Annotated in this window: 22 protein-coding genes; 11 read left to right on the top strand and 11 right to left on the bottom strand. The window is 67.4% G+C overall.

From position 1 onward, the window contains the following. Nucleotides 1-70 precede the first annotated feature (70 nt). From VDQ83_RS12710 to VDQ83_RS12700, 3 genes are all read right to left on the bottom strand, one after another. Nucleotides 71-1,459, bottom strand: coding sequence for an FAD-containing oxidoreductase (locus VDQ83_RS12710; protein ID WP_455435217.1), 1,389 nt, complete (start codon nucleotides 1,457-1,459; stop codon nucleotides 71-73). After that, nucleotides 1,456-1,920 (bottom strand): DUF4126 domain-containing protein, encoded by a 465-nt coding sequence (locus VDQ83_RS12705; RefSeq protein ID WP_455435216.1) that lies wholly within the window; start codon nucleotides 1,918-1,920, stop codon nucleotides 1,456-1,458. The genes VDQ83_RS12710 and VDQ83_RS12705 overlap by 4 nt, the downstream gene beginning before the upstream one ends. A gap of 147 nt (nucleotides 1,921-2,067) precedes the next feature. After that, nucleotides 2,068-3,252, bottom strand: coding sequence for an exodeoxyribonuclease III (locus VDQ83_RS12700; RefSeq protein ID WP_455435215.1), 1,185 nt, complete (start codon nucleotides 3,250-3,252; stop codon nucleotides 2,068-2,070). A gap of 76 nt (nucleotides 3,253-3,328) precedes the next feature. On the opposite strand from VDQ83_RS12700, the gene VDQ83_RS12695 reads away from it, so the two are divergent. The 3 genes from VDQ83_RS12695 to VDQ83_RS12685 all read left to right on the top strand — a co-directional run bounded on the left by VDQ83_RS12695 (nucleotide 3,329) and on the right by VDQ83_RS12685 (nucleotide 4,762). Beyond that, a complete protein-coding gene (locus VDQ83_RS12695; RefSeq protein WP_455435222.1) occupies nucleotides 3,329-3,526 on the top strand; it encodes a hypothetical protein in 198 nt (65 codons plus the stop codon). Nucleotides 3,527-3,726: 200 nt separating this feature from the next. After that, entirely contained in the window at nucleotides 3,727-4,215 is a 489-nt protein-coding gene (locus VDQ83_RS12690) for a hypothetical protein (protein ID WP_455435214.1), read from the top strand. Nucleotides 4,216-4,405: 190 nt separating this feature from the next. Then, nucleotides 4,406-4,762 carry a DUF1428 domain-containing protein gene (locus VDQ83_RS12685; protein WP_263396808.1) on the top strand — a complete coding sequence of 119 codons (357 nt, stop codon included), beginning with the start codon at nucleotides 4,406-4,408 and terminating at the stop codon, nucleotides 4,760-4,762. A gap of 105 nt (nucleotides 4,763-4,867) precedes the next feature. Here the strand turns inward: VDQ83_RS12685 and VDQ83_RS12680 are convergent, their stop codons facing one another. Next, on the bottom strand, nucleotides 4,868-7,018 hold the full coding sequence (locus VDQ83_RS12680) for a TonB-dependent siderophore receptor (protein ID WP_455435213.1): 2,151 nt from the start codon (nucleotides 7,016-7,018) through the stop codon (nucleotides 4,868-4,870). Nucleotides 7,019-7,244: 226 nt separating this feature from the next. Between VDQ83_RS12680 and VDQ83_RS12675 the strand changes: the two genes are divergently transcribed. Beyond that, the gene (locus VDQ83_RS12675) at nucleotides 7,245-8,078 is read left to right on the top strand and encodes a lysophospholipid acyltransferase family protein (RefSeq protein WP_455435212.1); all 834 of its coding nucleotides are present in this window, start codon (nucleotides 7,245-7,247) and stop codon (nucleotides 8,076-8,078) included. Between the two features lie 198 nt (nucleotides 8,079-8,276). Here VDQ83_RS12675 and VDQ83_RS12670 read toward each other — a convergent pair whose 3' ends face one another. Next, nucleotides 8,277-8,981, bottom strand: coding sequence for a hypothetical protein (locus VDQ83_RS12670; protein ID WP_455435221.1), 705 nt, complete (start codon nucleotides 8,979-8,981; stop codon nucleotides 8,277-8,279). 252 nt (nucleotides 8,982-9,233) lie between these two features. Here VDQ83_RS12670 and VDQ83_RS12665 point away from each other — a divergent pair, with 252 nt between their 5' ends. Then, complete coding sequence (locus VDQ83_RS12665; RefSeq protein WP_455435211.1) at nucleotides 9,234-9,962, top strand: ThuA domain-containing protein; 729 nt, start codon at nucleotides 9,234-9,236, stop codon at nucleotides 9,960-9,962. Between the two features lie 375 nt (nucleotides 9,963-10,337). Here VDQ83_RS12665 and VDQ83_RS12660 read toward each other — a convergent pair whose 3' ends face one another. Then, on the bottom strand, nucleotides 10,338-10,721 hold the full coding sequence (locus VDQ83_RS12660) for a DUF4124 domain-containing protein (protein WP_455435210.1): 384 nt from the start codon (nucleotides 10,719-10,721) through the stop codon (nucleotides 10,338-10,340). Nucleotides 10,722-10,979: 258 nt separating this feature from the next. On the opposite strand from VDQ83_RS12660, the gene VDQ83_RS12655 reads away from it, so the two are divergent. Beyond that, a complete protein-coding gene (locus VDQ83_RS12655; protein WP_455435209.1) occupies nucleotides 10,980-13,070 on the top strand; it encodes a TonB-dependent siderophore receptor in 2,091 nt (696 codons plus the stop codon). A gap of 255 nt (nucleotides 13,071-13,325) precedes the next feature. Here VDQ83_RS12655 and VDQ83_RS12650 read toward each other — a convergent pair whose 3' ends face one another. Further along, nucleotides 13,326-13,949 (bottom strand): CPBP family intramembrane glutamic endopeptidase, encoded by a 624-nt coding sequence (locus VDQ83_RS12650; RefSeq protein ID WP_455435208.1) that lies wholly within the window; start codon nucleotides 13,947-13,949, stop codon nucleotides 13,326-13,328. A 299-nt stretch (nucleotides 13,950-14,248) separates the two neighbouring features. Continuing rightward, nucleotides 14,249-15,160 carry a LysR substrate-binding domain-containing protein gene (locus tag VDQ83_RS12645; protein WP_455435207.1) on the bottom strand — a complete coding sequence of 304 codons (912 nt, stop codon included), beginning with the start codon at nucleotides 15,158-15,160 and terminating at the stop codon, nucleotides 14,249-14,251. Nucleotides 15,161-15,278: 118 nt separating this feature from the next. Between VDQ83_RS12645 and VDQ83_RS12640 the strand changes: the two genes are divergently transcribed. The 5 genes from VDQ83_RS12640 (at nucleotide 15,279) to VDQ83_RS12620 (ending at nucleotide 19,497) form a co-directional block, all read left to right on the top strand. Continuing rightward, on the top strand, nucleotides 15,279-16,019 hold the full coding sequence (locus VDQ83_RS12640; RefSeq protein WP_455435206.1) for an SDR family oxidoreductase: 741 nt from the start codon (nucleotides 15,279-15,281) through the stop codon (nucleotides 16,017-16,019). 37 nt (nucleotides 16,020-16,056) lie between these two features. Next, the gene (locus tag VDQ83_RS12635) at nucleotides 16,057-16,968 is read left to right on the top strand and encodes an SDR family NAD(P)-dependent oxidoreductase (RefSeq protein WP_455435205.1); all 912 of its coding nucleotides are present in this window, start codon (nucleotides 16,057-16,059) and stop codon (nucleotides 16,966-16,968) included. 111 nt (nucleotides 16,969-17,079) lie between these two features. Next, the gene (locus VDQ83_RS12630) at nucleotides 17,080-17,298 is read left to right on the top strand and encodes a tautomerase family protein (RefSeq protein ID WP_455435204.1); all 219 of its coding nucleotides are present in this window, start codon (nucleotides 17,080-17,082) and stop codon (nucleotides 17,296-17,298) included. Nucleotides 17,299-17,453: 155 nt separating this feature from the next. After that, a complete protein-coding gene (locus VDQ83_RS12625) occupies nucleotides 17,454-17,960 on the top strand; it encodes a DoxX family protein (protein WP_455435203.1) in 507 nt (168 codons plus the stop codon). A 199-nt stretch (nucleotides 17,961-18,159) separates the two neighbouring features. Continuing rightward, the gene (locus VDQ83_RS12620) at nucleotides 18,160-19,497 is read left to right on the top strand and encodes an alpha/beta hydrolase family protein (RefSeq protein ID WP_455435202.1); all 1,338 of its coding nucleotides are present in this window, start codon (nucleotides 18,160-18,162) and stop codon (nucleotides 19,495-19,497) included. Between the two features lie 77 nt (nucleotides 19,498-19,574). Here VDQ83_RS12620 and VDQ83_RS12615 read toward each other — a convergent pair whose 3' ends face one another. The 3 genes from VDQ83_RS12615 to VDQ83_RS12605 all read right to left on the bottom strand — a co-directional run bounded on the left by VDQ83_RS12615 (nucleotide 19,575) and on the right by VDQ83_RS12605 (nucleotide 25,563). Continuing rightward, nucleotides 19,575-20,501: a hypothetical protein gene (locus tag VDQ83_RS12615; RefSeq protein ID WP_455435201.1), complete on the bottom strand. Its 927-nt coding sequence runs from the start codon at nucleotides 20,499-20,501 to the stop codon at nucleotides 19,575-19,577. Nucleotides 20,502-20,614: 113 nt separating this feature from the next. Next, nucleotides 20,615-20,971, bottom strand: coding sequence for a hypothetical protein (locus VDQ83_RS12610; protein WP_455435200.1), 357 nt, complete (start codon nucleotides 20,969-20,971; stop codon nucleotides 20,615-20,617). 14 nt (nucleotides 20,972-20,985) lie between these two features. Next, a complete protein-coding gene (locus VDQ83_RS12605) occupies nucleotides 20,986-25,563 on the bottom strand; it encodes an RHS repeat-associated core domain-containing protein (protein WP_455435199.1) in 4,578 nt (1,525 codons plus the stop codon). Nucleotides 25,564-25,701: the final 138 nt, after the last annotated feature.

Below are 25,701 nucleotides of genomic sequence, written 5' to 3'. Positions count from 1 at the left end.
GCCGCGAGCGGGCGTTACCGGTAACGCCCGCTCGCGGCTGAAGCCGCTCCTACATTTTTTCTCGACGGCGCTAGCCGCCCTCAGCCTCTGCGCGCAGCGCGCCGACCACGCTCGGCCACAGTTCCGACACGGTCGGATGGATCGGCACCGCCCATTGCAGCGTCTCGAACGGCTGCTCGGCATTGATCAGGTCGAGCACGCCATGGATGGCCTCGTCGCCGTTGATGCCGAGGATCGCCGCGCCGAGGATGCGGTGGGTCTGCGCGTCGGCCACCAGTTTCATGAAGCCGGCGGTCTCGCCGTTCTCTCGCGCGCGCCCGACCTGGGTCATCGGCCGCTTGGCGAACAGCAGCGGGCGGCCGCTGGCGCGCGCCTGCGCCTCGGTCATGCCGACCCGGCCCAGCGGCGGATCGGTGTACAGCGCGTAGCCGGGCACGCGCTGCGAGACGCGGCGCTGGCCGCCGTCGAGCAGGTTGGCGGCGACGATCTCGTAGTCGTTGTACGCGGTGTGGGTGAACGCGCCGCGGCCGTTGCAGTCGCCCAGCGCCCACACGCCGGTGGCGCTGTTCGCCAGTTGCTCGTCCACCTGGATGTAGCCGCGCGCGTCGGTGGCGATGCCGGCGCGGTCCAGGCCCAGGTCGTCGGTATTGGGCTGCCGCCCCATCGCCAGCAGCACATGGCTGGCGACCACTTCCGGCGCGCCCTCGCGGCAATCCACCTGCACCGCCACGCCCTGCGCATGCGGCGCGAACGCGATGCACTGCGCGCCGGTCCGCACCGCCACGCCCTCGCCTTCCAGCACCGTGCGGATGCAGGCGGACACGTCCTCGTCCTCGCGCGCGATCAGCCGCGGCTGTTGCTCGACCACGGTCACCTGCGCGCCGAGGCGGCGGAAGATCTGCGCGAATTCCAGGCCGATGTAGCTGCCGCCGATCACCGTCAGGTGCCGCGGCACTTCCTGCAACTGCAGGATCGAGGTGTTGGTCAGGTAGGCGATCTGGTCCACGCCGGGCAGCGCCGGCACGTGCGCGCGGCCGCCGACGTTGAGGAAGATCTTCGGCGCGGTGATGGACTCCTCGCCCACGCGCAGCCGCTGCGGCGCCTCGAAGCGGGCATGGCCGCGCAACAGGGTCAACCCATGCATGCCGCCCAGCCACTGCTCCAGGTTGTCGCGCGCGCTGTGCGTCACCGCATGCGCGCGCGCCATCACCCGCGCGATGTCGATGCCGACGTCGCCCTGCAGCTGCACGCCGTAGTCGGCCGCGCGCCGCGCCAGGTGCGCCACGCGCGCACTGGCGACCAGAGTCTTGGTCGGCATGCAGCCGGTGTTGACGCAGGTCCCGCCGACCAGCTGCCGCTCGACCAGCGCCACCTGCATGCCGGCCGCGACCAGGCGCGCCGCCAACGACGGACCGGCCTGGCCGGCGCCGACCACGATCGCGTCGAACGCGCGGCTCATCGCAGCAGCGCCATCGCCAGCACGCCCAGCGCGATCGCCGCCGCATCCTCGAGCAGCGCGGCCGGCAGGTCGCGACCGAAGCGCCGTGCCATCGCCGCACGCGCGGCCGCGCCGCCGAGCGTGCCGAGCACCGCGCCCAGCGCGCCGGCGACCATCGCCGCCACCCACAATCCGCCCGCCATGCCCACCGCCGCGCCGCACAGCCCGCCCATCGCGATGCGCGTGCCGAACTGCACCGGCACCTTGCGGCTGGGCGTGCCCGGCAACTGATCGGTGACGAGTTCGCCGATGGCCAGCAGCGACACGATCCACGGTGTGAAGCGCCAGCCCAGGAACGCCAGCGGCGTCCCGACCAGCGGCAGCACGCCCAGGCTGGCGGCCCAACTGACCACCGCCGGCGCAGTCATGGCGCGCAGGCCCGCGACGATCCCGATCAACAGCGCGACGACGAGCAGGCTCATGATGGCGACTCCGGCAGCTGGCGTAGGAACATCCGGGACAACCTGGCGCACGCGGCGTACAGCGCGCGGCGGCGACGCTCGAGTATAGGCACGACTGCGGCGCGCCCGCCATGCGATGCCGATTTGCGCACGCGCATGCAATGCGGGTCAGGAAGGCTTGGCCGGCCTGGTTCGCTTGGCGGCCTTGGCCGGTTTCTTCGCCGCCCTGGTCGGCGCGGCGGGCTTGACGGCGTTGGCGGGCTTGGGCGGCTGCACTGGCTTGGGCGGTTTTGTCGGTTTTGTTGCCTTGGCCGCCTTGGTCGCCTTGGTCGCCCGGGTTGTCTTGGTCGACTCGGCAGCTCCACCTGCCCTGGTCGCGCTGGCCGTTTTCGTCGGCTTGCTCGATGCGCTCGGCCCGGCCGTTTTCCTCGCTTTCGCAGACCGCGCCGACTTGCCGGGCTGCGTTGACTCGCCCGACTTCGCGGGCTTCACGGCCTTCGCGATCCTGCCGGTTTTCGCCGAGCGGCTTGTCGCATCGGCGCCCGCCGTGGCAGCGTCGTCGCGCTGCGCCAGCGCCTTCAGCGTGACCCAGGTCGGCGCATGATCGCTGGCATGCGGCAGGTCGCGTAGCCAGCGGTCCACGCCGGCGTCGCGCAGGCGCGCGGCCAGCGGCGGATTCAGCAGCAGGTGATCGATACGCAGCCCAGCGTTGCGTTGCCAGTGCTGGCGGAAATAGTCCCAGAACGTGTAGATCCGCGCATCGCCATGCACCTTGCGCAGACTGTCGGTCCAGCCCTGCGCGAGCAGTTCCGCATAGGCCTGGCGGCTCTCCGGCTGCAGCAGCGCGTCGCGCCGCCACGACTTGGGATCGTAGATGTCCTCGTCGGTCGGCACCACGTTGAAGTCGCCGATCAAGGCCACCGGATGCGGCAGCGCGACCAGTTGTTGCGCATGCCGCTGCAGCCGCGCGAACCAGTCCAGCTTGTAGTCGAACTTCGGCCCCGGACGCGGATTGCCGTTGGGCAGGTACAGGCAGCCGACCAGCACCCCATGCGCCATCGCCTCCAGATAGCGGCTCTGCGTATCGCGCGCATCGCCCGGCAGGCCGCGCCGGCTTTCCACCGGATCGCTGCCCTTGGCCAGGATCGCCACCCCGTTCCATGCCGACTGCCCCAGCCACAGCGCGCCGTAGCCGGCGGCATGGATTTCGTCGACCGGGAAGCCCGCATCCACGCTCTTGAGCTCCTGCAGCCCGACGATGTCCGGCGCCTCGCGCCGCAGCCACTCCAGCAACTGCGGCAGGCGGCTGCGGATGCCGTTGACGTTGTAGGTGGCGATCTTGAGCGTCTTCATCGCGTGCGCCATTGCAGAACCGACCATCACCTTGCCCAAGCTAGGCTCGGCGCATCGTGAAAACCGGGAGCGCCGCATGACCCCACTCGACAAACCATTGCCCCGGGAACTGGAAATCGACGGCACGACCTACACGCTGACCATCGACCCGGACGGCCTGAAACTCACCGAAAAAGGCCGTCGCAAGGGCCTGGCGTTACGCTGGAGCGAGCTGGTCAGCGGCGACGCCGCCCTGGCCACCGCCCTGCAGGCCTCGCTCGCCGCCGCCAAGTGAGCGCGCCGCGCAGCCGCCCGCATGCTGCGCGGCAGCGTAGACAAAGCATCGCCATCCCGCGTCGGGCGGCCAGCGGCAGGATGCCAACCGCCATGGGCAGTGGTATTTTTCGATCGGCCGGCAGCGAGCAAGGAGCAGGACGGATGCGAACGAACAGTGGAACGTGGCACGGGCGGGGCCTGCACCAGGGATCGCAGGACGTGCAGTCCCAGCGCAAGCAGCCACCGCTCCCACGCTGGAAGAACGCGCTGGCGGCGGGCGCGCTGATCCTGGCGGCGCTGCCGCTGATCGCGCCGGCCGGCAATGCCGACACCCCGCAGGACACGCTGCAGATCGCGACCAGGACCCGCCATGCGCCGGGAACGCCGCAATGGCGCCAGATCCACGACTGGCTGGCACAGCACCTGACCGCCATGGACGGCCAGCCCAAGGGCGATCCCGAGCGGCTCGGCACCATCACCCTGGCCTACAGCACGACCAGGCCGATGACGACCGGCCCGATCCCGCAACCCGTGCCCCTGCCCGCGACCGGCATGCCCGGCGACACCATCGGCATCGCGTCGTGCGCGCAGGGCCACCTGCAAACCTGGAACTACGTCATCGACGACGGCCAGGACCATCGCTGGATCCTGCAGTCCTACTCGCTGAAGCAGGCCGCGTCCTGCCCGGATAGCGCCCGCCAGGGCTGACGCGCTGCATCCGCCGCAGAGGCGACGCTGGCAGGCGCGTTCGCTGCGGCGCGTATCGAACGGGTTCATACGGACCCAGTGCCGCGGCAGACACCATCGCCACCGCGGCATCGCTTGTCGATTTCCCGCCCTCTCGCACGTCGTATCCAGCAAGGCGCCCATCCCGGCGCGCCGAACCCCGGAGGTTCCCATGTCGTATGTCGATGGTTTCGTACTGGCGGTGCCCACCGCCAACAAGGAGAAGTTCCTGGAACACGCCCGCGTCGATTCGGTGTTCATCGAGCACGGCGCGCTGCGCGTGCTCGAATGCTGGGGCGACGATGTGCCGCACGGCCAGCAGACCGATTTCTTCCGCGCGGTGGAGGCCAAGGACGACGAGACGGTGGTGTTCTCGTGGATCGAGTGGCCGGACAAAGCCACCCGCGATGCCGGCATGAAGAAGATGATGGAGGACCCGCGCATGGATCCGGCGGTCAACCCGATGCCGTTCGACGGCAAGCGCATGATCTACGGCGGCTTCGTGCCGGTGCTGGAATTGAAGAAATAAGGGGCAAGCGACGACGCGCGACGACCGCTGCGCCGCCACCGCGGCATGCGGTTCGCGCATGCCGCTGCATGCCGCGCTGCGACGACGCCGCAGCGCGGCGGCGGCTCAGAACCTGTAGCTGAAGCTCAGCGTCGCGCTGCGCCCGGCGGCGTAGTACAGGTTGCTGTACTCGTCCAGCACGAAGTACTTGCGATCCAGCAGGTTGCTCGCGTTGAACTGCAGCGCGGCCTGCGCGTTGATGTCGTAGCGCGCCATCGCGCCGAGCAAGGTCACCGAGGCCTGATCCACGCGCTGCGGGCCGTTGGGGCCGTCCACCGCGGCATGGCTGGCGGACTGCCAGTTGGCGCCGCCGCCCACGGTGAGCCGGTTCCATGCGCCGGGCAGCCGATAGGTGGTGAACACGCGCACCAGCGTGCGCGGCAGCGCGGTGCGCAGGTCGGCGCCGTCCGGGCCTTCCAGTTCGAAATGCGACCAACCGAACGACGCGCTCCAGTCTTCGCTCAGTTCGCCCGACGCTTCCAGCTCGAAGCCGCGCGAGCGCGTGCCGTCCACCGCCACGTAGGCCTGGGTCAGGCCGTCGGGCAGGGTCTGCCCGACCTCGGCCTCGGCCACGTTGTCCTGGCGGGTGTCGAACAGCACCAGCGCGGTGTTGAGGCGGCCGTCGAAATGGCGGCCCTTGATCCCGATCTCGCGGCTGCTACCGAGCACCGGATCGAGGAAGCTGCCGTCGCGACGGCGGTTGTCCTGCGGATCGAAGATCTCGGTGTAGCTGACGAACGCCGAATATACCGGGGTGATCGCATAGACCAGCCCCGCATAGGGCACGGTCTTGCGGTGGTCGTGGCGGAACACGCCGCTGTAGAGGTCGTCGGTGTCGTTCTTCCAGCGGCTGTAGCGGGCGCCGGCGATCAGCGTCAACGGCTCGGCCAGCGACAGGCGCGCGGCGGCGTAGGCGCCCTGCTGGTCGGTGCGGATGTCGGTGGCCTTGTCGGCATCGGCGGCGAACTGCGGAAACGGATAGCGGCCGTCCCACTGCAGGAAATCGCCGACCGGCGCCAGCGCCTCGGTGGCGTTCACCCACGAGCGCTTGCTGTAGCGCGAACCGCTCAAGCCCAGCACCAGCTCGTGCTCGCGGCCCCATGCGCGGAACGGCCCGGACGCGTACACGTCCACCATGTTCTGCAGGCCGCGGTCGCGGCTGCGGTAGGCGGACGGCTCCACGGTCTCACCGGTGACGCGGTTCGGGAACCCGTAGACGTAGAACAGCGCCATGTCGCCGTCGGTGGCGCGGTGGCTGGCCAGCGCGCGCAGCGACCAACCATTGCCGAACGTGTGCTTGAGGTCGGCGAAGGCGGTGGCGGTGGTGGTGTTCCAGAAGGTCCAGTCCGCGGCGCTGCTGAAACCGCGCGGCCATTCCAGGAAACTGCCGTCGTCGTAGAACACCGGGTAGGTGCCCCAGGTCACGCCCTGCGGCCGGTTCTTCTGGTAGTCGTAGCCCACGCTCAGCGTGGTGGCGGCGCCGAGATCGGCATCGACCACGCCGTACAGCACGGTCTTCTCCTTGCTGTAGCGGTCCAGGTAGGAATCGCCCTGCTCGTAGGCGCCGACCACCCGCCCGCGCACGCTGCCGTCGGCCGCCAGCGGCGCGGCGACATCGGCGGTGCCGCGCCAGGTGTCCCACGACCCCGCGCTCAGCGATGTCTCGGCCTGCAGCGTGCGACTGTCGGCGCGCTTGCGCACGAAGTTGATCGTCGCCGACGGGCTGCCCGCGCCGGTGAGCAGGCCGCTGGCCCCGCGCAACACTTCGATGCGCTCATAGATGGCGGTGTCCAGGCTGGCGTCGGCCGATCCGGAATTCAGCCCGGGCGCCACCGGCACGCCGTCGTAGGCCATGTTCTCCACCGGAAATCCGCGCGCATAGAACAGCACGCGCTCGGTGTCGTAGGCGTTGGACGACACGCCGGTGACGTTGTCGAGCACATCGCGCACCGAGGTCAGGTGCTGGTCTTCGATCCGCTGCGCGGTGACCACGCTGATCGACTGCGGCGTCTGCTGCGGCGTCAGCGACAGGCGCGTCGCCGCCGCGGTCTGCTCGACCGTGTACGACCGTTCGCGTTCGGCCTTGACGTTGATCGCGTCCAGCGTGGTCGGATCGGCACCGGCGTCCGCCTGCGCCGCGGCCGACAGCGCGATGGACAGGCCGACCGACAACACGCTCAGGCGCACGGCAGCGCCGCGAAGATGGAAAACGGACATGGGAAAGCCCCTGGGATGAAGTGAGCCACAGGCAGGCGGCCTGTGCGGATTCTCACGACTGGGGCTGGCGATGGAACACGGCTTGCGCGTCGTCAAGTCCGCGTAGTTTACCTCAGGGCCTGGCGTCCACTGCCAGAGGGACGCGGCGCTGCCTGGCCAACGGCGGCAGCGGGATCGCGGGGTAAACTGCGCCCTGCTTCCAGCGCCGCCCACGCCCCTCCACGCCATGCCTCCTGCCCAACCGCGGCCAGCGTCGCGCTCCCTTCTCGCCAGCGTGCGCAGCGTCGCCAGGCTCGTCATCTTCGCGTTCATCAGCGTAATTCTACTGCCGCCGCAATGGCTGCTGATGCGCTTCACCCGCGGACGCGGCGCCTTCGTGCTGCCGCGGCTGTGGTTCGCCTGCCTGCGCACGCTGCTGGGCATCCGTGTCGAGCGCGTCGGCGTCCCGCGCAGCGGCGGCGGCACGCTGTTCGTCGGCAACCATCTCTCGCATTTCGACATCGTGGTGCTGGGCAGCCTGCTGCACGCACGCTTCATCGCCAAGAACGACATGGAGCGCTGGCCGGGGATGCGGCATCTCGGCGCGCTGGCGCAGACCGTGTTCATCAGCCGCCGCCGGACCGACGCCGCCCACGTGGCCGCGGCCGTCGCCGCGCAGATTCGCCCCGACCACGACGTGGTGCTGTTCGCCGAAGGCACCACTTCCTCCGGCGAGCGCGTGGCCCCGTTCAAGTCGAGCCTGTTCTCGCTGTTCCTGGGCGGCGATGCCGACGCCCGGCCATGGACGCTGCAACCGTTCACCCTGGACCTGCTGTCCGTCGACGGCCGCAGCCTGGCGCACGGCGGCGAGCGCGACGCCTACGCGTTCTACGGCACGATGCAGGCCGGCACCCACGTCGCACGCTTCCTGCGCCTCTCGGGCGCCGTGGTCCGGGTGACCTTCCATGCGCCGATCGCGATCGGCCACGACGCGGACCGCAAGGCGCTGGCGCGGCAGGTGCATGCGATCGTGGCGTCGGCGCTGGTTGCCGGCCATGCACCAAACACGCCGCCAGGCTGACGCGGAAGTGGTTGATGCTGGCGGCCGGTGCGTGAGTGCGAAAGCTGCGGAGGCGCGCCTACAACAGCTTGCGGTAGCGTCGGGAAGACATTGCAGGGGGCTTCGGCTGCTAAGGTCGCCCTAGGTTTCTGTCGCGGCTGAAGCCGCTCCTACAGGGGCGAGTGGAGGCGCTTCGTTCGCCGCGACGGATAGCCGAGGCTACTTTGCCGCCTCGCACAGCTTGCGGTTGAACCAGGTGGACTTGGCGATCGGCAGATAGCTGTCCCAATCGCTTGGCGGCAGCATGCTGCCGTTCTTGTCCAGTTCCTGCTGCAGCGAATCCTCGTCGCGACTGGCGCCGGCGATGGTGCTGTCCAGCGCGGCCAGGCAGTCCTTCGGACGGCCCAGGCGCAGCAGGGCGATGGCGCGATCGTTGGCGAAGCGGTCGCGCTCCAGCCAGTTGAAGAACGTGCCGCACTCCTTGCCGAATGCGTCCATGCCCGCCAGCGCGGCCGCATAACGCTTGCCGCGATAGTCGGCCAGATACGCCGCGCGCCGCTTGCCGCTCGCCGCCGCGGTGCAGCCCGGCGGCAACGCCAGGTACTCGCCGTCGAAGCCGGCGCGCGCGCCGCAATAGTCGCGGCAGCTGTCCTCGGTCAGGGGCGTCACCTCGAACCCGCCAGGCGTGCGCTTGAACGACACGCGGCACGGCGTGTCGCTGCCATCGGTGGCCTCGGCGATCTCGCCGCGCAGCGTCCCCGACAGCGCGCAGGTATGGCCGTTGGCGCCCACCGCCTCGATCTCGAACTGGCGGACGCCGCCCTGCCCGCTGATCTGCAGGCTTCCCCAACCGTCCTTGGTGCCGTACTCGGCCGGCGCCGGCGCGGCCGCCGCGGCGCCGAACGCGGCCATGCACAGCAGCATCGCGGCCCACTTGCATCGTCCTGACATCGCGTTTCCAAGCTCGGGAAGGGAGAGGAATTCTGCTTCATCTTGCGCACCGCCAGCCAGTGCGCCGGAACTCTCCGCGATCGGCGTTCCGGCGCTGCATGCACGAAAGCGCCTTCGGCTGCGGCGCACGCCGGCGCGACGCGCGTGTAATCTTGGGCAAGGCGCACGCCGGTCCCATCCGCGATCCCGCTCCCCGCCGGCCGGCATCCGAGGCAGAATCCCATCATGCACCCGCTCGCCTTCCCGCTCGTCACCCTGCTCGCCGGCGTCGTCGCCGCCGCCGCGCCGACGCCGACGCCGGAACGCATGCTGATCTTCAGCAAGACCGCCGGCTTCCGTCACGAGTCGATTCCCACCGCGGTAGCGACGCTGCGCCAGCTGGCGAGCGAAGAGGGCTTGGTCGCCGACCACAGCGAGGACGCGAACGACTTCACCGCAGCCAACCTGGCCCGCTACCGCGTGGTGGTCTTCGCCAGCACCACCGGCGAGATCCTCGACCCGGCGCAGCAGCGCGCGTTCGAGGGCTTCGTGCGCAACGGCGGCGGCTTCGTCGGTGTGCACTCGGCCGCCGACACCGGCTACACCTGGCCGTGGTACGGGCGCCTGGTCGGCGCGTGGTTCAAGGGCCATCCACCCGGACTGCAATCCACCCGCGTGCAACCCGAGCGCGACGGCCGCCCCGACGGCGCGTCCTGGCCGATCCGCGACGAGATCTACGACTACCGCAGCAACCCGCGCGCCCAGTTGCAGGTCATCGCCACCGTGGACGAACGCCTGTACGAAGGCGGCAGCATGGGCGCGGACCACCCCATCGCCTGGTGCCACGGCTTCGACGGCGGCCGTGCCTGGTACACCGGCCTGGGCCACGACGCGGCGGTGTACGCCGACCCGAATTTCCTGGCGCAGCTGCGGCAGGGCCTGCGCTATGCGACCGGCCAGGCCGCGCCGTGCTGATCGGCGCTGCCTGCGCCGCCAGATCGCCGCGATGCCGCCGCTCGTGATGGTATCGGCCACACGCTTCAGGACTTTGCCGCATTCCATCGCGCGGCAGACGGCATCGTCCTAGCGGTACCGGGACTCATGTGCAGCACTTGTCCGAGCGGAACCGCGTTTCCGCCTGGGATGTCACGGCTCTCGCGTCGGCCGCAGCGGCGTGGATTGCTGCGCACGTTGAGGAGCTACTCGCGATTGTCCGCGCGCCTTCGGCCGGGATCGCGGCCGTGCGCGCCGATGTTGGGTCCTTGAAGCGGATTGCAGCCGCCCATGACGCTCGCTGCCGCTCCAGACCGGCAGCGCACACCGTCGCTGCCGCGGCGCGGCGCCGCCGATTCACTTGCAGGCTTGGGTCACGGCTTTCTCGACCGCCTGCATGAAGTCGCGGTCGTCTTTCATGGCCGGGTCGGTGCGGGCGCCGTCGCGCACGTGCCTGGCGCGCGTGCAGGCTTCCGGACCCGGCGCGCGCACCGAACTGATCAGGCTCGCGCCGAAGCTGGGTTCCTGGCCGCTGCCGGAAGGCGCCTGTTGGCCGTTCTGGCCGGCAGGCGGTTGCGATGCCCGTTGCGGGCCTTGGCCGCCGGCAGGCGCAGCGGACGCCGCGGTCTCCCATCGCTTCTGCTCGGTGCCGTTCGCGCAGGGCACGGACTGGTACACCGTCCCGAGCTTGGGATCCTTGCATTTGTAGGCCGACTGGGCCGACGCCGGCAGCGCCAGCACGCACAACAAAGCCGCAAGCATCCTGACCATGGCGCCCCTCCCCCAGGGAAAAACGCGAGCTTACACGACTGGCTTACGCGGGCGGCGCGCGCTCGCGGGAGCAACACCACGGCCTCCCCACGAGAATCCTGCGGTGTACCGAACAGCTTGCGCCGGCGGCTCGGGCCGCGCTCCTGGCAGCCGCCAAGCGGCCCCCCAAGATGCGCGGCCTCCCCATTCAGCTACCATATGAGATTAAATCTCATTCCGGAATCGACCATGTTCTTGCGTCCCCGTCCCAACCGCCTGCCCCTGGCCATCGCGTTTGCATTGGGCCTGGCGAGCCAGTCGGCGGCCGCACAGGACGCGGGAACCGATCCGGTCACGCTGGACCAGATCTCCGTCTACGGCCGCGTGACCAGCGACACGACGCTGCAGATTCCGCAGACCGTGGACGTGATCGATCGCGCCATGATCGAGGCGACCGGAAGCGAAACCGTAGGCGATGCGCTGCGCTTCGTGCCGGGCGCCTCGCGCGACGGCTCCACGCTCGATGCGTTCGGCGACACCTACCTGATCCGCGGCTTCGCGGCCAACCAGACCGTCAACGGCATGACCGCCAACGCCTTGCGCCAGGCGCGCGACGCAGTCGCCATCGAACGCATCGAAGTGCTCAAGGGACCGGCCTCGGTCCTGTACGGGCAGTTGCAGCCGGGCGCCGTGGTCAACATCGTCACCAAGCAGCCGGAAAGCGTCTGGGGCTTCGAGGGCGCGGTGAAGTACGCGCGTTTCGACGACTGGCGCGCCACCGTGGATCTCACCGGTCCGCTGTCCGCCGACGGCGCCGTGCGCTTCCGCGTCACCGGCGCCTTCGACGACAGCAAGTCGTTCGTGGATTTCTGGAACCGGCAGCACCAGTTCATCGCGCCGTCGCTGGCCGTCGATCTGGGCGAGCGCACCACCGTGACGCTGGAGGCGTTCCACACCCGCAACCGCATCGAAGGCTTCTTCAACGGCGTGCCGGCCGAAGGCACTGTGCTGAAGAACCCGAACGGCCCGCTGCCGCGTTCGCTCAGCCTGGTCGATCCCACCTTCGATCCGTCCGTGCGCAGCAATACCGACGTCAGCGCGCGCCTGGAGCATCGCTTCAGCGATAGCGTCCGCTACCGCGCCGCGGTCTCGTGGACGCGGGAAGAGGTCGACGAAGAGAACATCTTCGGCGTGCTCGGCTGGGACGAGCCGCAACGCACGCTGACCCGCGCGGTGCTCGATGGACAGAGCCGCGGCGAAGCATGGTCGGCCCACAACGACCTCGCCTGGCAGACCAGCACCGGCGCGATCACCCACGAGTTCGTGGCGGGCGGCGATTACACGCGCTTCAAACGCCACAACGCCAGCACCACCGGGCTGGCCGACAGCCTGGACCTCTACGCGCCGGTCTACCAGTTCGACCGTAGGCCCGAGGTCGTCCCGCTCCCCTCGCGCAGCAGCACCAGCGAGGAAGCCATCCGCACCCTCGGCCTGTTCGCGCAGGACCGCATCGGCCTGACCGACACGTTGCGGGCGGTGGTGGGCGCGCGTTGGTCCACGTATCGGCAGGACACCGCCTCGCTGTCGGGCCGCGGCGGCAGCGGCAGCTTCACGCAGAAGCAGGACGCCTGGACCAGCCAATTGGGTCTGCTCTACACGCCGCGCGAGAACCTGGCCCTGTTCGCCAATCGCACCACCTCGTTCCTGCCGGTGTCCGGGCTGACCGCGAGCGGCACGCCGCTGGAGCCGGAAACCGGCGTGCAGTACGAAGTCGGCGCAAAGTCCTCGTTCTGGAATGGGCGGCTGGTGGCGACGGGCGCGTTGTTCCGGCTCGAACGCGAGCACGTGGCGGTCTCCGATCGCGACAATCCCAGCTCGCTCGCCGCCATCGGCAAGCAGCGCTCGGAAGGCGTCGACCTCTCCGCGCGGCTGGGCATGCAGGGCTGGACCGTGCAGACCGGCTACGCCTACACGCGCGCCAAGACGGTGGAAGACACCAACGCCACCCTGGTCGGCGCGCCCATCCGCAACGTGCCCAGGCACAGCTTCGTGCTGCAGAGCGACTACCGCTTCAGCGAGGGCGTCCTGAGCGGCCTGCGCCTCGGTGCGTCCTCCACCTACACCGGCACCCGCACCGGCGACGTGGAGGGCAGTTTCGAACTGCCGTCGTACTGGCGCATGGACCTGTCGATGAACTACGAGATCAGCCGCCAGCTCACGATGGGCATGCGCGTCGACAACGTGGCCGACAAGCGCGGCTACACCCACGCCTTCAGCACCTTCGAAGTCTGGCCGGACATCCCGCGCACCGCTAGCTTCACGGTGTCCTACCGCTACTAGGCCACGGCACTGGCCTTCGTTCTGCTGCACCCTGCACGGGCTTGGCGACCAACTCGTCCCGAGCCCAGCGCAACCACTTGCCGCTTGCGACAGGCGTTGGATGCGGTACTCGACCTGGAGAACGGGCGCTGCTGCCTTGTGCATGGAGGGCCGCAGTAAGCACAGGTGGCAGCTACCATTCAAACCGATAGCGGCGCAGACTCCACAGACCATCAATCGCCGGTGCTACGTCGTCGTGCGCTTCCTGCCTGCGCGCTAGGCATAAACCATCAGCGCGAGCAGGTCCATCAAGCCGTGGGCGATGATCGCGGGCCAGAGCCGGCCTGTGCGTGCGAACCACCATCCGAGGATCAGCCCCACCACGACCAATGAAATTGCGCCGATGGGGCCTTGGTACAAGTGATACGAGGCCCGGATCGCCGTACTGACGTTCACCGCGAACGCGCGGCTATGCCGTCGCTCCAACGCGCGTATCACATACGCGCAGACGAACACTTCCTCGAAAACGGGATTGACCAACGAGATCGCCACGATCGCGGCCAGCGACAGGTTGCTGGCGACCATGGCATCCATGGAGGGATTCACGCCCTCGGCCATGAACGCCCCGAGCAAGCTCAGGGGATAGCACGCCGCGATGCATACGATCAGCAGTCCCAGTGCTTGCCAGATGTCCCGCCTCTGCCAATGGAGACCCAATGCCTGCGCACTCCATCCACGCAGCCACAGCGCCGGACCAAGCACCGCCATGACCAGCAGCTCGTAGAAGACCATCGACCACAGGCTGGTTTCCGAGAAAGACGCATCGACCTCGGCCGCCAGCACCGCCGAAAAGCTCCAGTAGATGGGGAGCCCGAACGCGATCGCCACGACGACCAGCAACTCGCCCCATCCGGCAGATGACGTTTCGCGTCCTTGCATTGGTGCCCTTTTGTTAGCCCTTGATCTCGCGGGAAGCGATATCAACCGCACGGGGCGGCGCTACAGACGTGTGAGATTTCAGGTAGTGGAGCTGCGGAGATGACGGGAAGGCGCATCACACCGGGGTCCATCGAGCGTATCGGGCCCATTTGCACTTCGTTTCCCTTTCTCGAAAGTCTACGAAAATTGCGCCGCGTTTTCGACAGCACTACACAGCAGCGCATCTCAAGCACTCTTCCGAGAGCCCAGCGTTTCATAATTCACTCCCCCGGATGTCCGAACTTCTCTGCGTACAGCTTGCTCAGCCAATCGACGAACACGCGAACCCGCGGCGACAGCTGGCGGTGCTGCGGATACATCGCCGACAGCGGGAAGTCCGGACTCGGCCAGTCGGCCAGCACTTCGACCAGGCGTCCGTCCCGCAACTCGTCTTCGACATGGAAGCGCGGCAGCTGGATCAAGCCGCAGCCGCGCAGCGCGCAGATGACGTTGTTCTCGGCATCGTTGACCGACATCCACCCGTCGAGCGCGAACGCACGCACTTGGCCGCCGACGCGCAGGTCCAGGGTGTTGTCGGTGGCGCCGCCGCTGGAAAAGAACTTCACCACCTGATGCGCGGCAAGGTCGTCGGGATGGCGGGGCGTGCCGAAGCGGGCGAGATAGTCCGGGCTGGCGCAGACCACCTGGGGCATGATCGCCAACCGCCGCGCCACCAGCGAGGAGTCGCGCGGGGTGCCTGCGCGGATCACGCAATCCACGCCTTCGCGGACCAGATCGACCAGCCGGTCGCCGCTGCTGACGACCAGCTCGATGCCGGGATAGCGCGCGCGGAATTGGTCGATGCGCGGCAACACGATCCGCGTCGCGTGCGTGCCGTGCATGTCCACGCGCAGGACGCCGCGCGGATTGGACGCGACCTGGCGCAACGAGGCTTCGGCGTCGTCCAGTTCGCTGAGTACGTGCACGCAGCGCGCGTAGAACGCCTGGCCGTCCAGGGTCGGGCGCACGGTGCGCGTGGTGCGGTCCAGCAGGCGGGTGCCGAGCCGGGCTTCCAGCGCCTTGATCGCGTAGGTGGCGGTGGCGCGGGGAATGTCCAACGCCGCCGCGGCCTGGCTGAAGCTGCCCAGCTCCACGATGCGGGTGAACAGGTGCAGCGAGTCGAAGCGGTCCATGGCCCGATTGTTGTCTGTCGTTGAATTGAGTTGGCAACTTAGCAGGATTTATCCCAATGGCGTCAACCGGAAGAATGGTGCTCCACGGGCAGTCCGCCCCTCTTCTCTGGAGCACGCCATGCATACGAATGCATCCAAGACCGCCATCGTCACCGGCGCCTCGCGCGGCATCGGCCAGGCCATCGCCCAGCGCCTGGCCGCCGACGGCTTCGCGGTCGTCGTCAACTACGCCGGCAACGCCGCCAAGGCGCAGGACACCGTGGCTGCCATCGCGGCGGCCGGCGGCAAGGCCATCGCCGTCCGGGGCGACGTCGGCAACCCCGAGGACGTCGCCGCGCTGTTCGACGCCGCGCGCCAGGCCTTTGGCCGCATCGACGTCGTGGTCAACAGCGCCGGCATCATGCCGATGGCGCGGATCGCCGCGGACAGCCTGGCCGACTTCGACCGGGTGATCGCCACCAACCTGCGTGGCACGTTCCTGGTGCTGGGCCAGGCCGCCGCGCAGCTCGGCGAAGGCGGCCGCATCATCGCCCTGTCGACCAGCGTCATCGCCAAGGCGTTCCCGGGCTACGGCCCCTACATCGCCTCCAAGGCCGGCGTCGAAGGGCTGGTGCGCGTGCTCGCCAACGAGCTGCGCGGCAAGGGCATCACGGTCAATGCGGTCGCGCCCGGGCCGGTCGGCACCGAGCTGTTCCTCAACGGCAAGAGCCCCGAACAGATCGAGCAGAGCGCCAAGCTGGCCCCGCTGGAACGGCTGGGCACGCCCGACGACATCGCCGCCGTGGTGGCGTTCCTGGCCGGCCCCGACGGCGGCTGGGTCAACGCCCAGGTCCTGCGCGCGAACGGCGGCTTCGCCTGAGCCGCCGCATGCGCTCCCCGTTCGAGGAACTCCCCCCATGAGCCAAGTGATCCTGGTCACCGGCGCCTCCAGCGGCTTCGGCGCGATGAGCGCCCGCGCGCTCGCCGACGCCGGCCACATCGTCTACGCCAGCATGCGCGACACCGGCGGGCGCAACGCGCCGCAAGTGGAGCGCGCGAAGGCCTACGCAACCGAGCACGGCGTGCAGTTGCACACGATCGAGCTGGACGTGCAATCGCAAGCTTCCGCCGACGCGGCCATCGCGCGCATCGTCGCCGAGCGAGGGCGCATCGACGTGCTGCTGCACAACGCCGGACACATGGCGTTCGGCGCCGCCGAGGCGTTCACCCCCGAGCAGTTCGCGCACCTCTACGACGTCAACGTGCTCGGTGCGCAGCGGGTCAACCGCGCCGCGCTGCCGCAGCTGCGCGCGCAAGGCAAAGGCCTGCTGCTGTGGATCGGCAGCAGCAGCCACCGCGGCGGCACGCCGCCGTTCCTGGCGCCCTACTTCGCGGCCAAGGCGGCGATGGACGCGCTGGCGGTCAGCTACGCCGCGGAACTGGCGCGCTGGGGCATCGAGAGCTCCATCGTCGTGCCCGGTGCGTTCACCCAGGGCACCAACCACTTCGCCCATGCCGGCAAGCCCGCGGACGACGCGCGCCAACACGCCTATGACGCAGGCCCCACCCGCGGCCTGGCCGACACCGCGCTGAAGAACCTCGCCGCATGCGAGCCGCCCGATGCCGACCCCGCCAGCGTCGCGCGCGCAGTCGTCGACGTTGTCGATGCGCCCTACGGCCGCCGCCCGTTCCGCGTGCATGTCGATCCTTCCGACGATGGCTGCACAGTGGTCGCGGCAGTGGCCGATCGCATCCGTGCGGAGTTCCTGCGCCGCATCGAGTTGGGCGATTTGCTGGCGCCAGCCGCGACGTCGGCCGCGGCCGGTTGACGCTTGCGTCCAGCGCATCAGCAACGCGCCTGGCGAGATCAGGTGCAGTGCCGTCGCTGCAACCCACACGGCTTTTTTCCAATCCTGTTTCACCACCAACGGAGCATCACCATGCCATTCGCCAACTACAAGTTTCCGGAAGGAATCCTGGACCACGCCCGCAAGGAAGAGATCATCCACCGCACCACGGCGATGTTCGTCGAGTACTTCGGCGAAGACGTGCGTCCTTTCAGCATGGTCCTCGTCGAAGAAGTCGCGGACGGCGGCTGGGGCCGCGCCGACGAGACGCTGACGCTGGAGAAGATGGGACTTCCACCGATGGGCAAGTGACGCCATCGGATGCGGAAAGGTGGTGGCGGGTCATGCACGCCAGCCGCCGACCTTGCTGCCCAAAACCACGATGACGAAGTCCAGCCAACGTGCGCCACCCGTCCTTGGCAGCATGACGTCGCACCAGCGCTCACACATTCCCTCAAGGGGTCCCGATGACCGCCCGCACCCCATCGCCGCCGCGCGTCGCCTGGTCCGCCGCGGGCGCACGCGTTGCGCTCCTCGAACCCGCTCTCTACGCCCTGCTGCGCATCGTCTTCGCCGCAGTCCTTTTCACCCACGGCCTGCCGAAGGCGCTGCGCATTCCGCATGGATCGATGCAGGACCCGATGGCCGGATCGATCGGCCTTATCCAGAACGTGTTGGGCCTCCCCTTCGCGCCGCAGCTGGCGTTTCTGGTCATGCTGTTGGAGACGGGCGGTGCGCTGATGCTGGCGATCGGGCTCGGCACCAGGCTGGTCGCACTGCTGCTCGTCCTGCAGATGGCCGCGATCAGCTACGCACTGGGGCCGACCTGGCCCTGGCTGGACCGCGGCATCGAGTTTCCGGTCCTGATGGGCGCTCTTGCGCTGTACATCGCCGCGCGCGGTGGCGGACGCTATGCGCTTGACGCTCGGCTAGGTCTGCGCAGCAAGGTGGCAGCCGCCGCTCACTCATCGTGACGGAGCGAGTTGGCCGCCGAAATATCCGGCATAAGACAGATGCGTAGCAGAAAGTAGCCGCCCGCCACCCATACGCGATGCGCCCCGCCGCATTGCCTGGCGAAGACCCAACGCGCCCGACCGTCCTCCGGACCTTCGGCACTGTGCCGGCGGCGACCATGCCTGCGAGGATGCGGTTTCGATACGACAAGGCGCGACCATGCTGGGACTCATCACGGCCGCACTCCTCGGCGCGGCGCTGTCCACGCCCGCGCCCGCGCCGCCACTGGATGCCATGCCGCACACGCGCCTGGACGCCGACCTGCGCTGCCTGCTCGGTGTGTACGCCCTGCCGGCGGGGCAGTCGGTGACCATCACCGGCGACGGCGGGAAACAGCGCGAACTCCACTACACCCTGTCGAACGGCCGCTTCGGCTCCTTGCGCCTGGACGCCAGCGGCGGCTACGGCGCCGACGCCGTGTACGTCCGTTTCGCCCCCTGCCGCACCGGCACGCTGCAACTGACCCAGGGCGAGGCGACCGCGACCGGCACCCGCCTGCGCCTGGTCGAGCAGGAGACCACCTTCCGCAGCGACGGCATCGCGCTGCACGGCAAGCTCGTACTGCCGGTCGGCGGCCGCGCTACGGCGGCCGCCGTGTGGATCGAAGGGTCGAACAACGACCCCAGCACCGACGACAACGTGTGGCAATACGAACTGGCGCGCAGGGGCGTGGCGGTCTTCGTCTACGACAAGCGCGGGACCGGCGCCTCCTCCGGCGCCCCGTCCTCGGATTTCCATGCGCGCGCACGCGACACCGCGGCCGCGGTCGAGGAAGTCCGCCGGCTCGCGCCGCGCGTGCGGCGGGTCGGGGTAATCGGCGGCAGCCAGGGCGGCTGGGTGGCGCCGCTGACCGCCACCCTGGTCCCGCTGGACTTCGTGGTGCCCGCCTTCGCGATGGCGGAAGGGCCCATCGCGCAGGACCGCGAGCTGGTGGAACAGCAAGTGCGGCGCGCGGGATTCGACGACGCCGCCGTGGCCCAGGCCAGGGAACTGACCGACATCACCGCACGCATCGTGCGCTCGAACATGCGCGAGGGGTTCGCGGCGCTGGATACGTTCAAGGCCAGGCACGCCGACGCGCCGTGGCACAACGCCATCCAACCGCGCTCCTACACCGGCTTGTTCCTGACGCTCTCCAGCGCCGACATCCAGGCCAACGGCCCCGCGCTCGCGCAAGGCCTCACCTTCGACTACGAACCGCTGCCGGTGATCGAGACGATCGCCCCGCGCCAGCTCTGGCTGCTCGGCGGCCGCGACCGCCAGGCGCCGAACGCCGTCACCCAGGCACTGCTCCGGCAACTGCAGCAACGCCGGCGCGATCTCGCCGTGGTCGTGTTCCCGAACGCCGACCACGGCCTGATCGAAACCATCATCGCCACGCCCAACGGCGAAGCGAAGACCTACCCCGCGCACCTGTTCGACGTGACCGCGGACTGGATCGACGAGCGCAAGCTTCCTGCGCCGGGAACCTTCATCGTCATGCCGGCGGCGGACTGAGCGTGTTAGGCACTCCTGCCTGCCGCTGACGAGCGACACCATTTGAGAATGGACATCAAAGCCGATTCAGATCGAATCTAGTTGCTCGGCTTCCGCTCAATCCCCGCCGTTGCAAGGGCTTTCCACAGTTGATTGATGGCACCCTTGTCGTCTCCCCATCCGTTCAACGTGGTCACCAACTTTCCGTCCACGAAGACGTGGAAGGACGGAAGCCGGGCAAAATCGACCCCGGGCCATTTCGCGTTGTCATACGCAACGCGCATCTCGGCATCTGGAAATCGGCGGTTCCATTCCGAGATAGCGGCTGGGTCCAGCGCAGACGAGGCAGGCGACAGCCAAAGGACGTCGATGCTTTTCAATGCAGCGCTCAGCGACGGATCAGCGGCCACCGCATCGGCTGCGCGGCGCGCAATATGGCAACCCGCAGAAACCACTAGCAGCGGCCCTTTTGGGAACTGGTAGGCGGCCAAACGGGCGCTTCCATCTTCCGAGAACGAGACCAGGGCAGGTGCGGAGGCCTCGATCGTGCCGACTTGGGTAAACGTCCCAATACGGCTCGGTTTGATATGCGTTTCGGTGGTAGCCAATGCCTTCGCAGCGTCGAAATCCCAAGCCGACAGGTAGCTCCCAAGCATGGAATTCCGTTGTTCCAGCGTCGTGCCGCCTCGCCGCGCAAGCTCATCGAAAAGCGCCGCCATGTCGGCGACATAGCGCCGTGCATTCGGCGCGCTATAGCCATGGGCCGCCGTAAGCATCGCCTCACCCATGGAAAAGGCGGAGTGCAAGTCCTGGATCGAGGCTTCGGCAGGCTTGGCGATTGTCATCCGCGCATTTGCGTAATGCGTCAGAAGGCGCTGGTAGCGTTCGCTTGTAGACATGCTCCGGTTCGCGAACTCGCTGAGCATTTGGTCGTACGTGTGAGAAAGCGGTGCGGCGGGTTTGGTCGCCGATTGAGCACAAGGGGAGATGATGAGTGACAACAGAAGCGCAATACGGTGCGGCATCGAGCACCTCAAAGTGAGGCCGCCCTGACGATCTCGACGGGGCGGCCTTTTGGACTACCTAGTACCAGCTTCGACCGTGTCAGTCTTAATCCTGAGATTGCGTTGCATAGCCTTCACTTCTTGCAAGTCGAATAGGCTTTTTTCTCGAAATCCCCATCCAGGCGCACGCTCTCCTTCAGTTTATCAATCGCGTGGCAAGTGGGGATCAGTCCACTTGCTGGGAACGAGTAAATTTCTTTTTCTTTACTCAATTTGTTCAATGCCCACCAAACACGCTCACCCCCCACTAGGAAACGCACAGCACTTTCACCCTCAATCTTCGCGACAAGCAGGCCATTTTTGTTTTCCGCATATTGGAGGTCAAGCGCTTGCAAGTTTCCATACACAGCCTTTTCGCTGACAGAGCAGCCGACTCCATTCATCAATATGGCAAAAACAAAGACCGACAATGAAATTATTTTCACCTTCACTCTCCACCCTTATACTAACGACCCGGATTATAACTTGAGAGAGCAGCAGGAATCCTGCCACCCTTGGGTATGAGGTAATAGCCACTCTTGGCATCGCTGCCCAACAAATTCATGAATGTGCCGCCTGGAAGTATGGAGTCGCCAGCATCGATACCAATGCTACTTAGCCCGGCTTCAACTGTCGTTGCGCAATTACTGGAGAACACATGATACGGGCTTTTTGAATCGCTTTTGATTTTTTCAATCAGTTCCATCTCTTGTTTCTGCGTAGTTTTAAGAGTGATTACCTCCACAAATCTATCGCCAAGCTGGTCTGACATGTATTTATCAAAGCTTGACCCCCAGTCATGGCTAGTTCCTCGGCTGTAGATGCCACGGCCAGTCACCGCGACAGCTATATGCCCGAAAGGATTTCCTGGCGCAGACCCCGACAATATTACCGCCGTCTCTAGACCATAATAGTCTACCGAGCCCATAGGACCACTCTGCACGTAGGCATACGTGCTGCTGCCTCCACTCAGCCCGATTAGATCGCTTTGCGAATACCGCCCAGTGCCGGGGTCGTAGTCCCGGAAATAGTTCTGGTTGAGCCCCGTCGCGCTGTCGTAGCGCTGCCCCGGGAAGCGCATGCCGAACACGAACGCCGTGCCATCGCGATCCGCGTCCTGGTCCGGCGGCGAGTTGCCGAACGCCTCGCCCTTGAGGTCCCACTTCCAGATCGCCACGTCGCGCACCGGGTCGATGACCGTCCGCGGTGCGCCTAGGTGGTCCGGCTGCACGTAGTTCAAGGCGGTGCCGGCCAGCACGCCCACCGGCAGGTCGTCCAGCCAGATCGTCTGCTGGAGTGGTGCGCCGGTGTTGTCGTAGTCGCCCAGCCAATGGCCGGCTTCGTCGTAGACCGCGTAAGTGTTGGTCGTGCCCAGGAAGCGGCGCACCTGCTCGCCGCGGTCGTTGTAGCGATATTCCATCGCCAGCGTGCCGCCTCGCTTGGCCTGACTCATGCGCCCAGTCGCGTCGTAGGCGAACTCACGTGCCGTCCCATCGATGGCTGTGGTGTTGCCCGCCGCATCGTAGGTGCGCGCGGCGCCGGCCACGCCCGCCAAGCGGTGGCTGTCGGTCGGGTAGCTGTAGGTCTGGGTGCTGCCGTTGACCTGGGCGCTGAGCCGGTTGCCGGTGGCGTCGTAGCTGTAGCCGTCGATCACCATGCCGGTCGGGCCATCCTTGAACGCGGTCAGCCGGCCCAGCGTGTCGTAGCCCAGACTGATCACAGGCGCCGTGTTGCCCGGTGCGGTCAGCGCGGTAAGGTTTCCGACCGGGTCGAAGGCAAAGCCGATGTTGAGGCCGTCGCTGCGGTTGTCCTGGATCGCCAGCGGACGGTAGTCCTGGTCGAGCACGCGCTGCAGCGGCCGGCCGTTGCCGTAGGACCAGCCGGCGCTGGGGCCGAACGGGTAGTAGGTGGCACCGCCCAGCAGTTTCTGTCGCGTGCCGCCGGCTACGGTCACCCCAACTTCCGTGGCTTGGCCCAACGCGTCGCGCACATAGTCCACCACCGCGCCGTCCGGATAGGTCATCCGGCTCAGGCGGCCACCCTTGGTGTAGGCGTAGCGCACGGTCAGCGCCTTGCCGTTGGTGGTCTGCACCTTGCGCACCACGCGCCCGAAGCGGTCGTAGCAATACTGGGTCAGGCCGCTGCCGTCCTGCAGTTTGCTCAGGCGCCCCAGCGCGAAGGTTTCACCGGCCGCACAGACGTTCTGGCTGGCGTCGTAGGTATAGCTTGCGATCAGCGCCTGGTCCGCATACGTCGCCTTGGCCAGGCGGCCGAGCACGTCGTAGACGTAGTTGGTCTTGGTGCCGCGCGCGTCGGTCCGGGTGGCCAGGTTGCCGCCGCTGTTATAGGTGTAGCTGGTCACGCCGGTGTCGGGGCTGGTCAGCTTCAGCACGTCGCCAAACCCGTTGTATTGGTAGCTCGTCGCCAGGCCCTTTGGGTCGGTGACCTTGGTGGTGCGGTCCAGGGCGTCGTATTCGAACTGGGTCTTCGCAGCGATGCCGCCAACGTCCTGCAGGGCCTGCTTGACCCGGTTCAGCGGGTCGTAGTCGTTCTGCGTTTTGCGCTTGAGGGCATCGGTGACAAGCTGGACGTTGCCGTTGCTGTCGTAGGTGAAATCGGTGGGATCCGCCTCGGCGGTGGCCTGGGTGGCCAGCTGGCCGAGCTTGTTGTAGATCCGCGACAGCGTGTGCTTGAGCGCGCCGGACGCGTCCTTGGTGTCTTCCTTGGCCCGGTTGCCGGAGGCATCCAACGTGTAGTGGATGCTGTTGCCGGCGCCATCGGTCACGTCGGTCAGGCGATGCGCGGCATCGTAGCCGTAGGCGACAAAGGTGCCATCGGGGTCGGTGACCTTGCTGACGCTGCCCACGGCATCGTAGGCGACGAGCGTGGTCTGATCCTGGTCCGACGGCGTGCCGTCGGCGTTCGCGCGCAGCGTGCTGGATGCCGCCCAGCCGCGCGGCGTGTAGGTGAGGTCGCGAATCAGGCCATTGGCTTCCTGGGTGCGCGTCGGACGGCCGTTGCGGTCGTAAGCCACATAGGTCGTGGCCCGGCCCAGCGCATCGACCACCTGATACAGGTCCCCTGCCCGATGGCAGGCGCCGCCGGCACTGGCGCAGCCGGATTCGTCGGCGGTCAGGTGGTAGCGGTAAGTGGTGATGTCGGCCACGTCGGTGCGCGGGCCGTCCTGGCTCAGCACCAGACCAATCTGCGGGCACTGCGTGCCGTCGACGGCATCGCAATAGCTGGTGAGCCACTGGCGCACACCGGCTGGCGCGTTGGCCGCGCTCCCGCAGCTGTAACTCATGGCCGCGGACACGGCTGGGTCAACCTCGCAGCGTGCCGTCTGCTGGCCGCGCGCGTTGTAGGTCCATGCCGTCTTGGCCGCCGTAGCGCCGGCAGCATCGAGCACGGTTCGGGTCAGCGGCACGCGTAGGCTGGCGTTCCAGGTAGTGTTGGTCGTGCGCTGCTGCGCGGTGCCCGAAGCATCGATCTGCTGGGTGAGCAGGCCGCCAGCCGCGTAGGTGGTCTTGGTGATGGCGCCCTTGAAGTCGGTCGTCGACGCAGGATAGCCATTAGCGTCGTAGGTCAGCGACTTCCACGGCTGGTTGCACTGCTCGCCGCACACCACACTGGCGCCGGTTGGCTTCAACGCGCCATAGCCGCTATCGGTAAAGCCCAGGAATACCCTGGTGCCCAAGGGCGAGGTGACCGTGGCAGGGATGCCCCAGTTCTGGGTCGAGGCCGCGTATTCGACCGATGTTGCATCGACGTTGCCAGCAAAGCTGGAAGAGATTGCCTTGCCATTGGCGGCGTAGCCCGTGCTTTCGAAACGCACGCCCTTCTCGTCGATCACCCCCGTCAGTGCCGTGGGCAGATTGGCCTTGGAGGTGAGCGTTTGCTCGTTGTAGACGTATTGGCGGGTCTTGCCATCCGGATATTGAACGGATGTCAGGTTGCCGGTGGTGTCGTAGCCGTAGGTCAGCGTGCCGCCGTCGGGCAAAGTGACCGTGCTCAGGCGGCTATTGCTGTCGTAAGCGAAGCCCAGCGAGCGGCCACCCGCGTCGGTCACCCGCTGCAGTAGGTTGGGTGGGGTCTTGGTGCCGGGCACCGTCGGCGGATCGCTGTAGTCCAGGGTCAGCACGGTCTGGCCCATGCGGTCGAACACAGAGCGCAACAGGCCCTTGCTGTCGTAGATCTCCGTCTGCTGCGTGGCCCTCACATCCAACGCAAAGCCCAGCAACAGGCCGGCACCATCCCGGCGCTCGGTCAGGATGTCGGGCATGTCCGGGTCCGTCGTCCATACCCCGTTGCTCAGGCGGAACCGTTCCACGCCGCCATCGGGACGCCGCGCCTCGACCCGGCTGCCGCCATTGGCAATGCCGGACAACATGACATCCAGGGTGCGCTCGAACGAATGGCGCCACTGCTTGCCCAGCGCGACCGGGGTGACGAAGGTCTTGCTGTTGTAGAAGCGGCGCAGCGTCAGCCAAGTAGGAGAATCGTAATCGGTGTCCTGGCGGAACATGTTGCCGGTGGCGGTATTGATCGGGTCGCCTTCGAAGGAACTGCCCCGATGCACGCCACCCTGTTTCAGCGCCGCGTCGCCGCTGCTGCCGTGCGGGCCCGTGTTGTCGCCCTGCTGGCCCAGACCGCCAGTGCACATGGTGTTGCAGCTGCCCGCATTCTTAGCTGGCGAGCCTTGGCCGGGGATGTTGTCGTTCGCATAGACCCGCCCCCACTCTTTCCCATTCGAATAAACATAGGCAGCAGTGAAACCGTCGCTGTAAGAATCCGTGATGACAGGCGGATCGACACAACCATTTGAACCGCTTTCACACAGCCGCATGATCCCGTCATGGATGAACTGTACCGCTTGGCCGACCGTTGGAAAGGCGGCTGAACCGCTCGGGGAGTTGGCCGAATAGGGTGGCCCGTATTGCCGCTGCGGCGCTGCTGGGCTCAGCGGTGAAACCAGCATGCCCGCAAGCAGCAACAAGCAAAGCACACCGATACGGCGGGAGAGGCGAACGTGGGGGTTCGACATAGCGTCATCCTTGAGCTTGGATAGAGTTGTAGGCGGCAACGCGATACGCAGGCATTGCCCGGTGCCAACAAATCGTATCGCTCCTTTGTTGCAAATTCTGAGACGACCAATCCCCTTTTTTTGCGGTTGCTGGCCTGG

It is taken from the genome of Xanthomonas sp. WHRI 7945, from assembly GCF_035026585.1.
Note: the sequence above shows the minus strand (reverse complement) of the source record. Positions and strands in the feature narration are given on the sequence as shown.

Excerpts from the sequence above, each read along its gene's own strand:
- VDQ83_RS12670 (WP_455435221.1), bottom strand. The coding sequence starts at position 8,981 with ATGCTGCTGTGCATGGCCGCGTTCGGCGCCGCGGCGGCCGCGCCGGCG.
- VDQ83_RS12635 (WP_455435205.1), top strand. The coding sequence starts at position 16,057 with ATGAGCCAAGTGATCCTGGTCACCGGCGCCTCCAGCGGCTTCGGCGCG.
- VDQ83_RS12625 (WP_455435203.1), top strand. The coding sequence starts at position 17,454 with ATGACCGCCCGCACCCCATCGCCGCCGCGCGTCGCCTGGTCCGCCGCG.
- VDQ83_RS12710 (WP_455435217.1), bottom strand. The coding sequence starts at position 1,459 with ATGAGCCGCGCGTTCGACGCGATCGTGGTCGGCGCCGGCCAGGCCGGT.
- VDQ83_RS12700 (WP_455435215.1), bottom strand. The coding sequence starts at position 3,252 with ATGAAGACGCTCAAGATCGCCACCTACAACGTCAACGGCATCCGCAGC.
- VDQ83_RS12630 (WP_455435204.1), top strand. The coding sequence starts at position 17,080 with ATGCCATTCGCCAACTACAAGTTTCCGGAAGGAATCCTGGACCACGCC.
- VDQ83_RS12640 (WP_455435206.1), top strand. The coding sequence starts at position 15,279 with ATGCATACGAATGCATCCAAGACCGCCATCGTCACCGGCGCCTCGCGC.
- VDQ83_RS12655 (WP_455435209.1), top strand. The coding sequence starts at position 10,980 with ATGTTCTTGCGTCCCCGTCCCAACCGCCTGCCCCTGGCCATCGCGTTT.
- VDQ83_RS12645 (WP_455435207.1), bottom strand. The coding sequence starts at position 15,160 with ATGGACCGCTTCGACTCGCTGCACCTGTTCACCCGCATCGTGGAGCTG.
- VDQ83_RS12620 (WP_455435202.1), top strand. The coding sequence starts at position 18,160 with ATGCTGGGACTCATCACGGCCGCACTCCTCGGCGCGGCGCTGTCCACG.
- VDQ83_RS12665 (WP_455435211.1), top strand. The coding sequence starts at position 9,234 with ATGCACCCGCTCGCCTTCCCGCTCGTCACCCTGCTCGCCGGCGTCGTC.
- VDQ83_RS12675 (WP_455435212.1), top strand. The coding sequence starts at position 7,245 with ATGCCTCCTGCCCAACCGCGGCCAGCGTCGCGCTCCCTTCTCGCCAGC.
- VDQ83_RS12695 (WP_455435222.1), top strand. The coding sequence starts at position 3,329 with ATGACCCCACTCGACAAACCATTGCCCCGGGAACTGGAAATCGACGGC.
- VDQ83_RS12685 (WP_263396808.1), top strand. The coding sequence starts at position 4,406 with ATGTCGTATGTCGATGGTTTCGTACTGGCGGTGCCCACCGCCAACAAG.
- VDQ83_RS12605 (WP_455435199.1), bottom strand. The coding sequence starts at position 25,563 with ATGTCGAACCCCCACGTTCGCCTCTCCCGCCGTATCGGTGTGCTTTGC.
- VDQ83_RS12615 (WP_455435201.1), bottom strand. The coding sequence starts at position 20,501 with ATGCCGCACCGTATTGCGCTTCTGTTGTCACTCATCATCTCCCCTTGT.
- VDQ83_RS12680 (WP_455435213.1), bottom strand. The coding sequence starts at position 7,018 with ATGTCCGTTTTCCATCTTCGCGGCGCTGCCGTGCGCCTGAGCGTGTTG.
- VDQ83_RS12705 (WP_455435216.1), bottom strand. The coding sequence starts at position 1,920 with ATGAGCCTGCTCGTCGTCGCGCTGTTGATCGGGATCGTCGCGGGCCTG.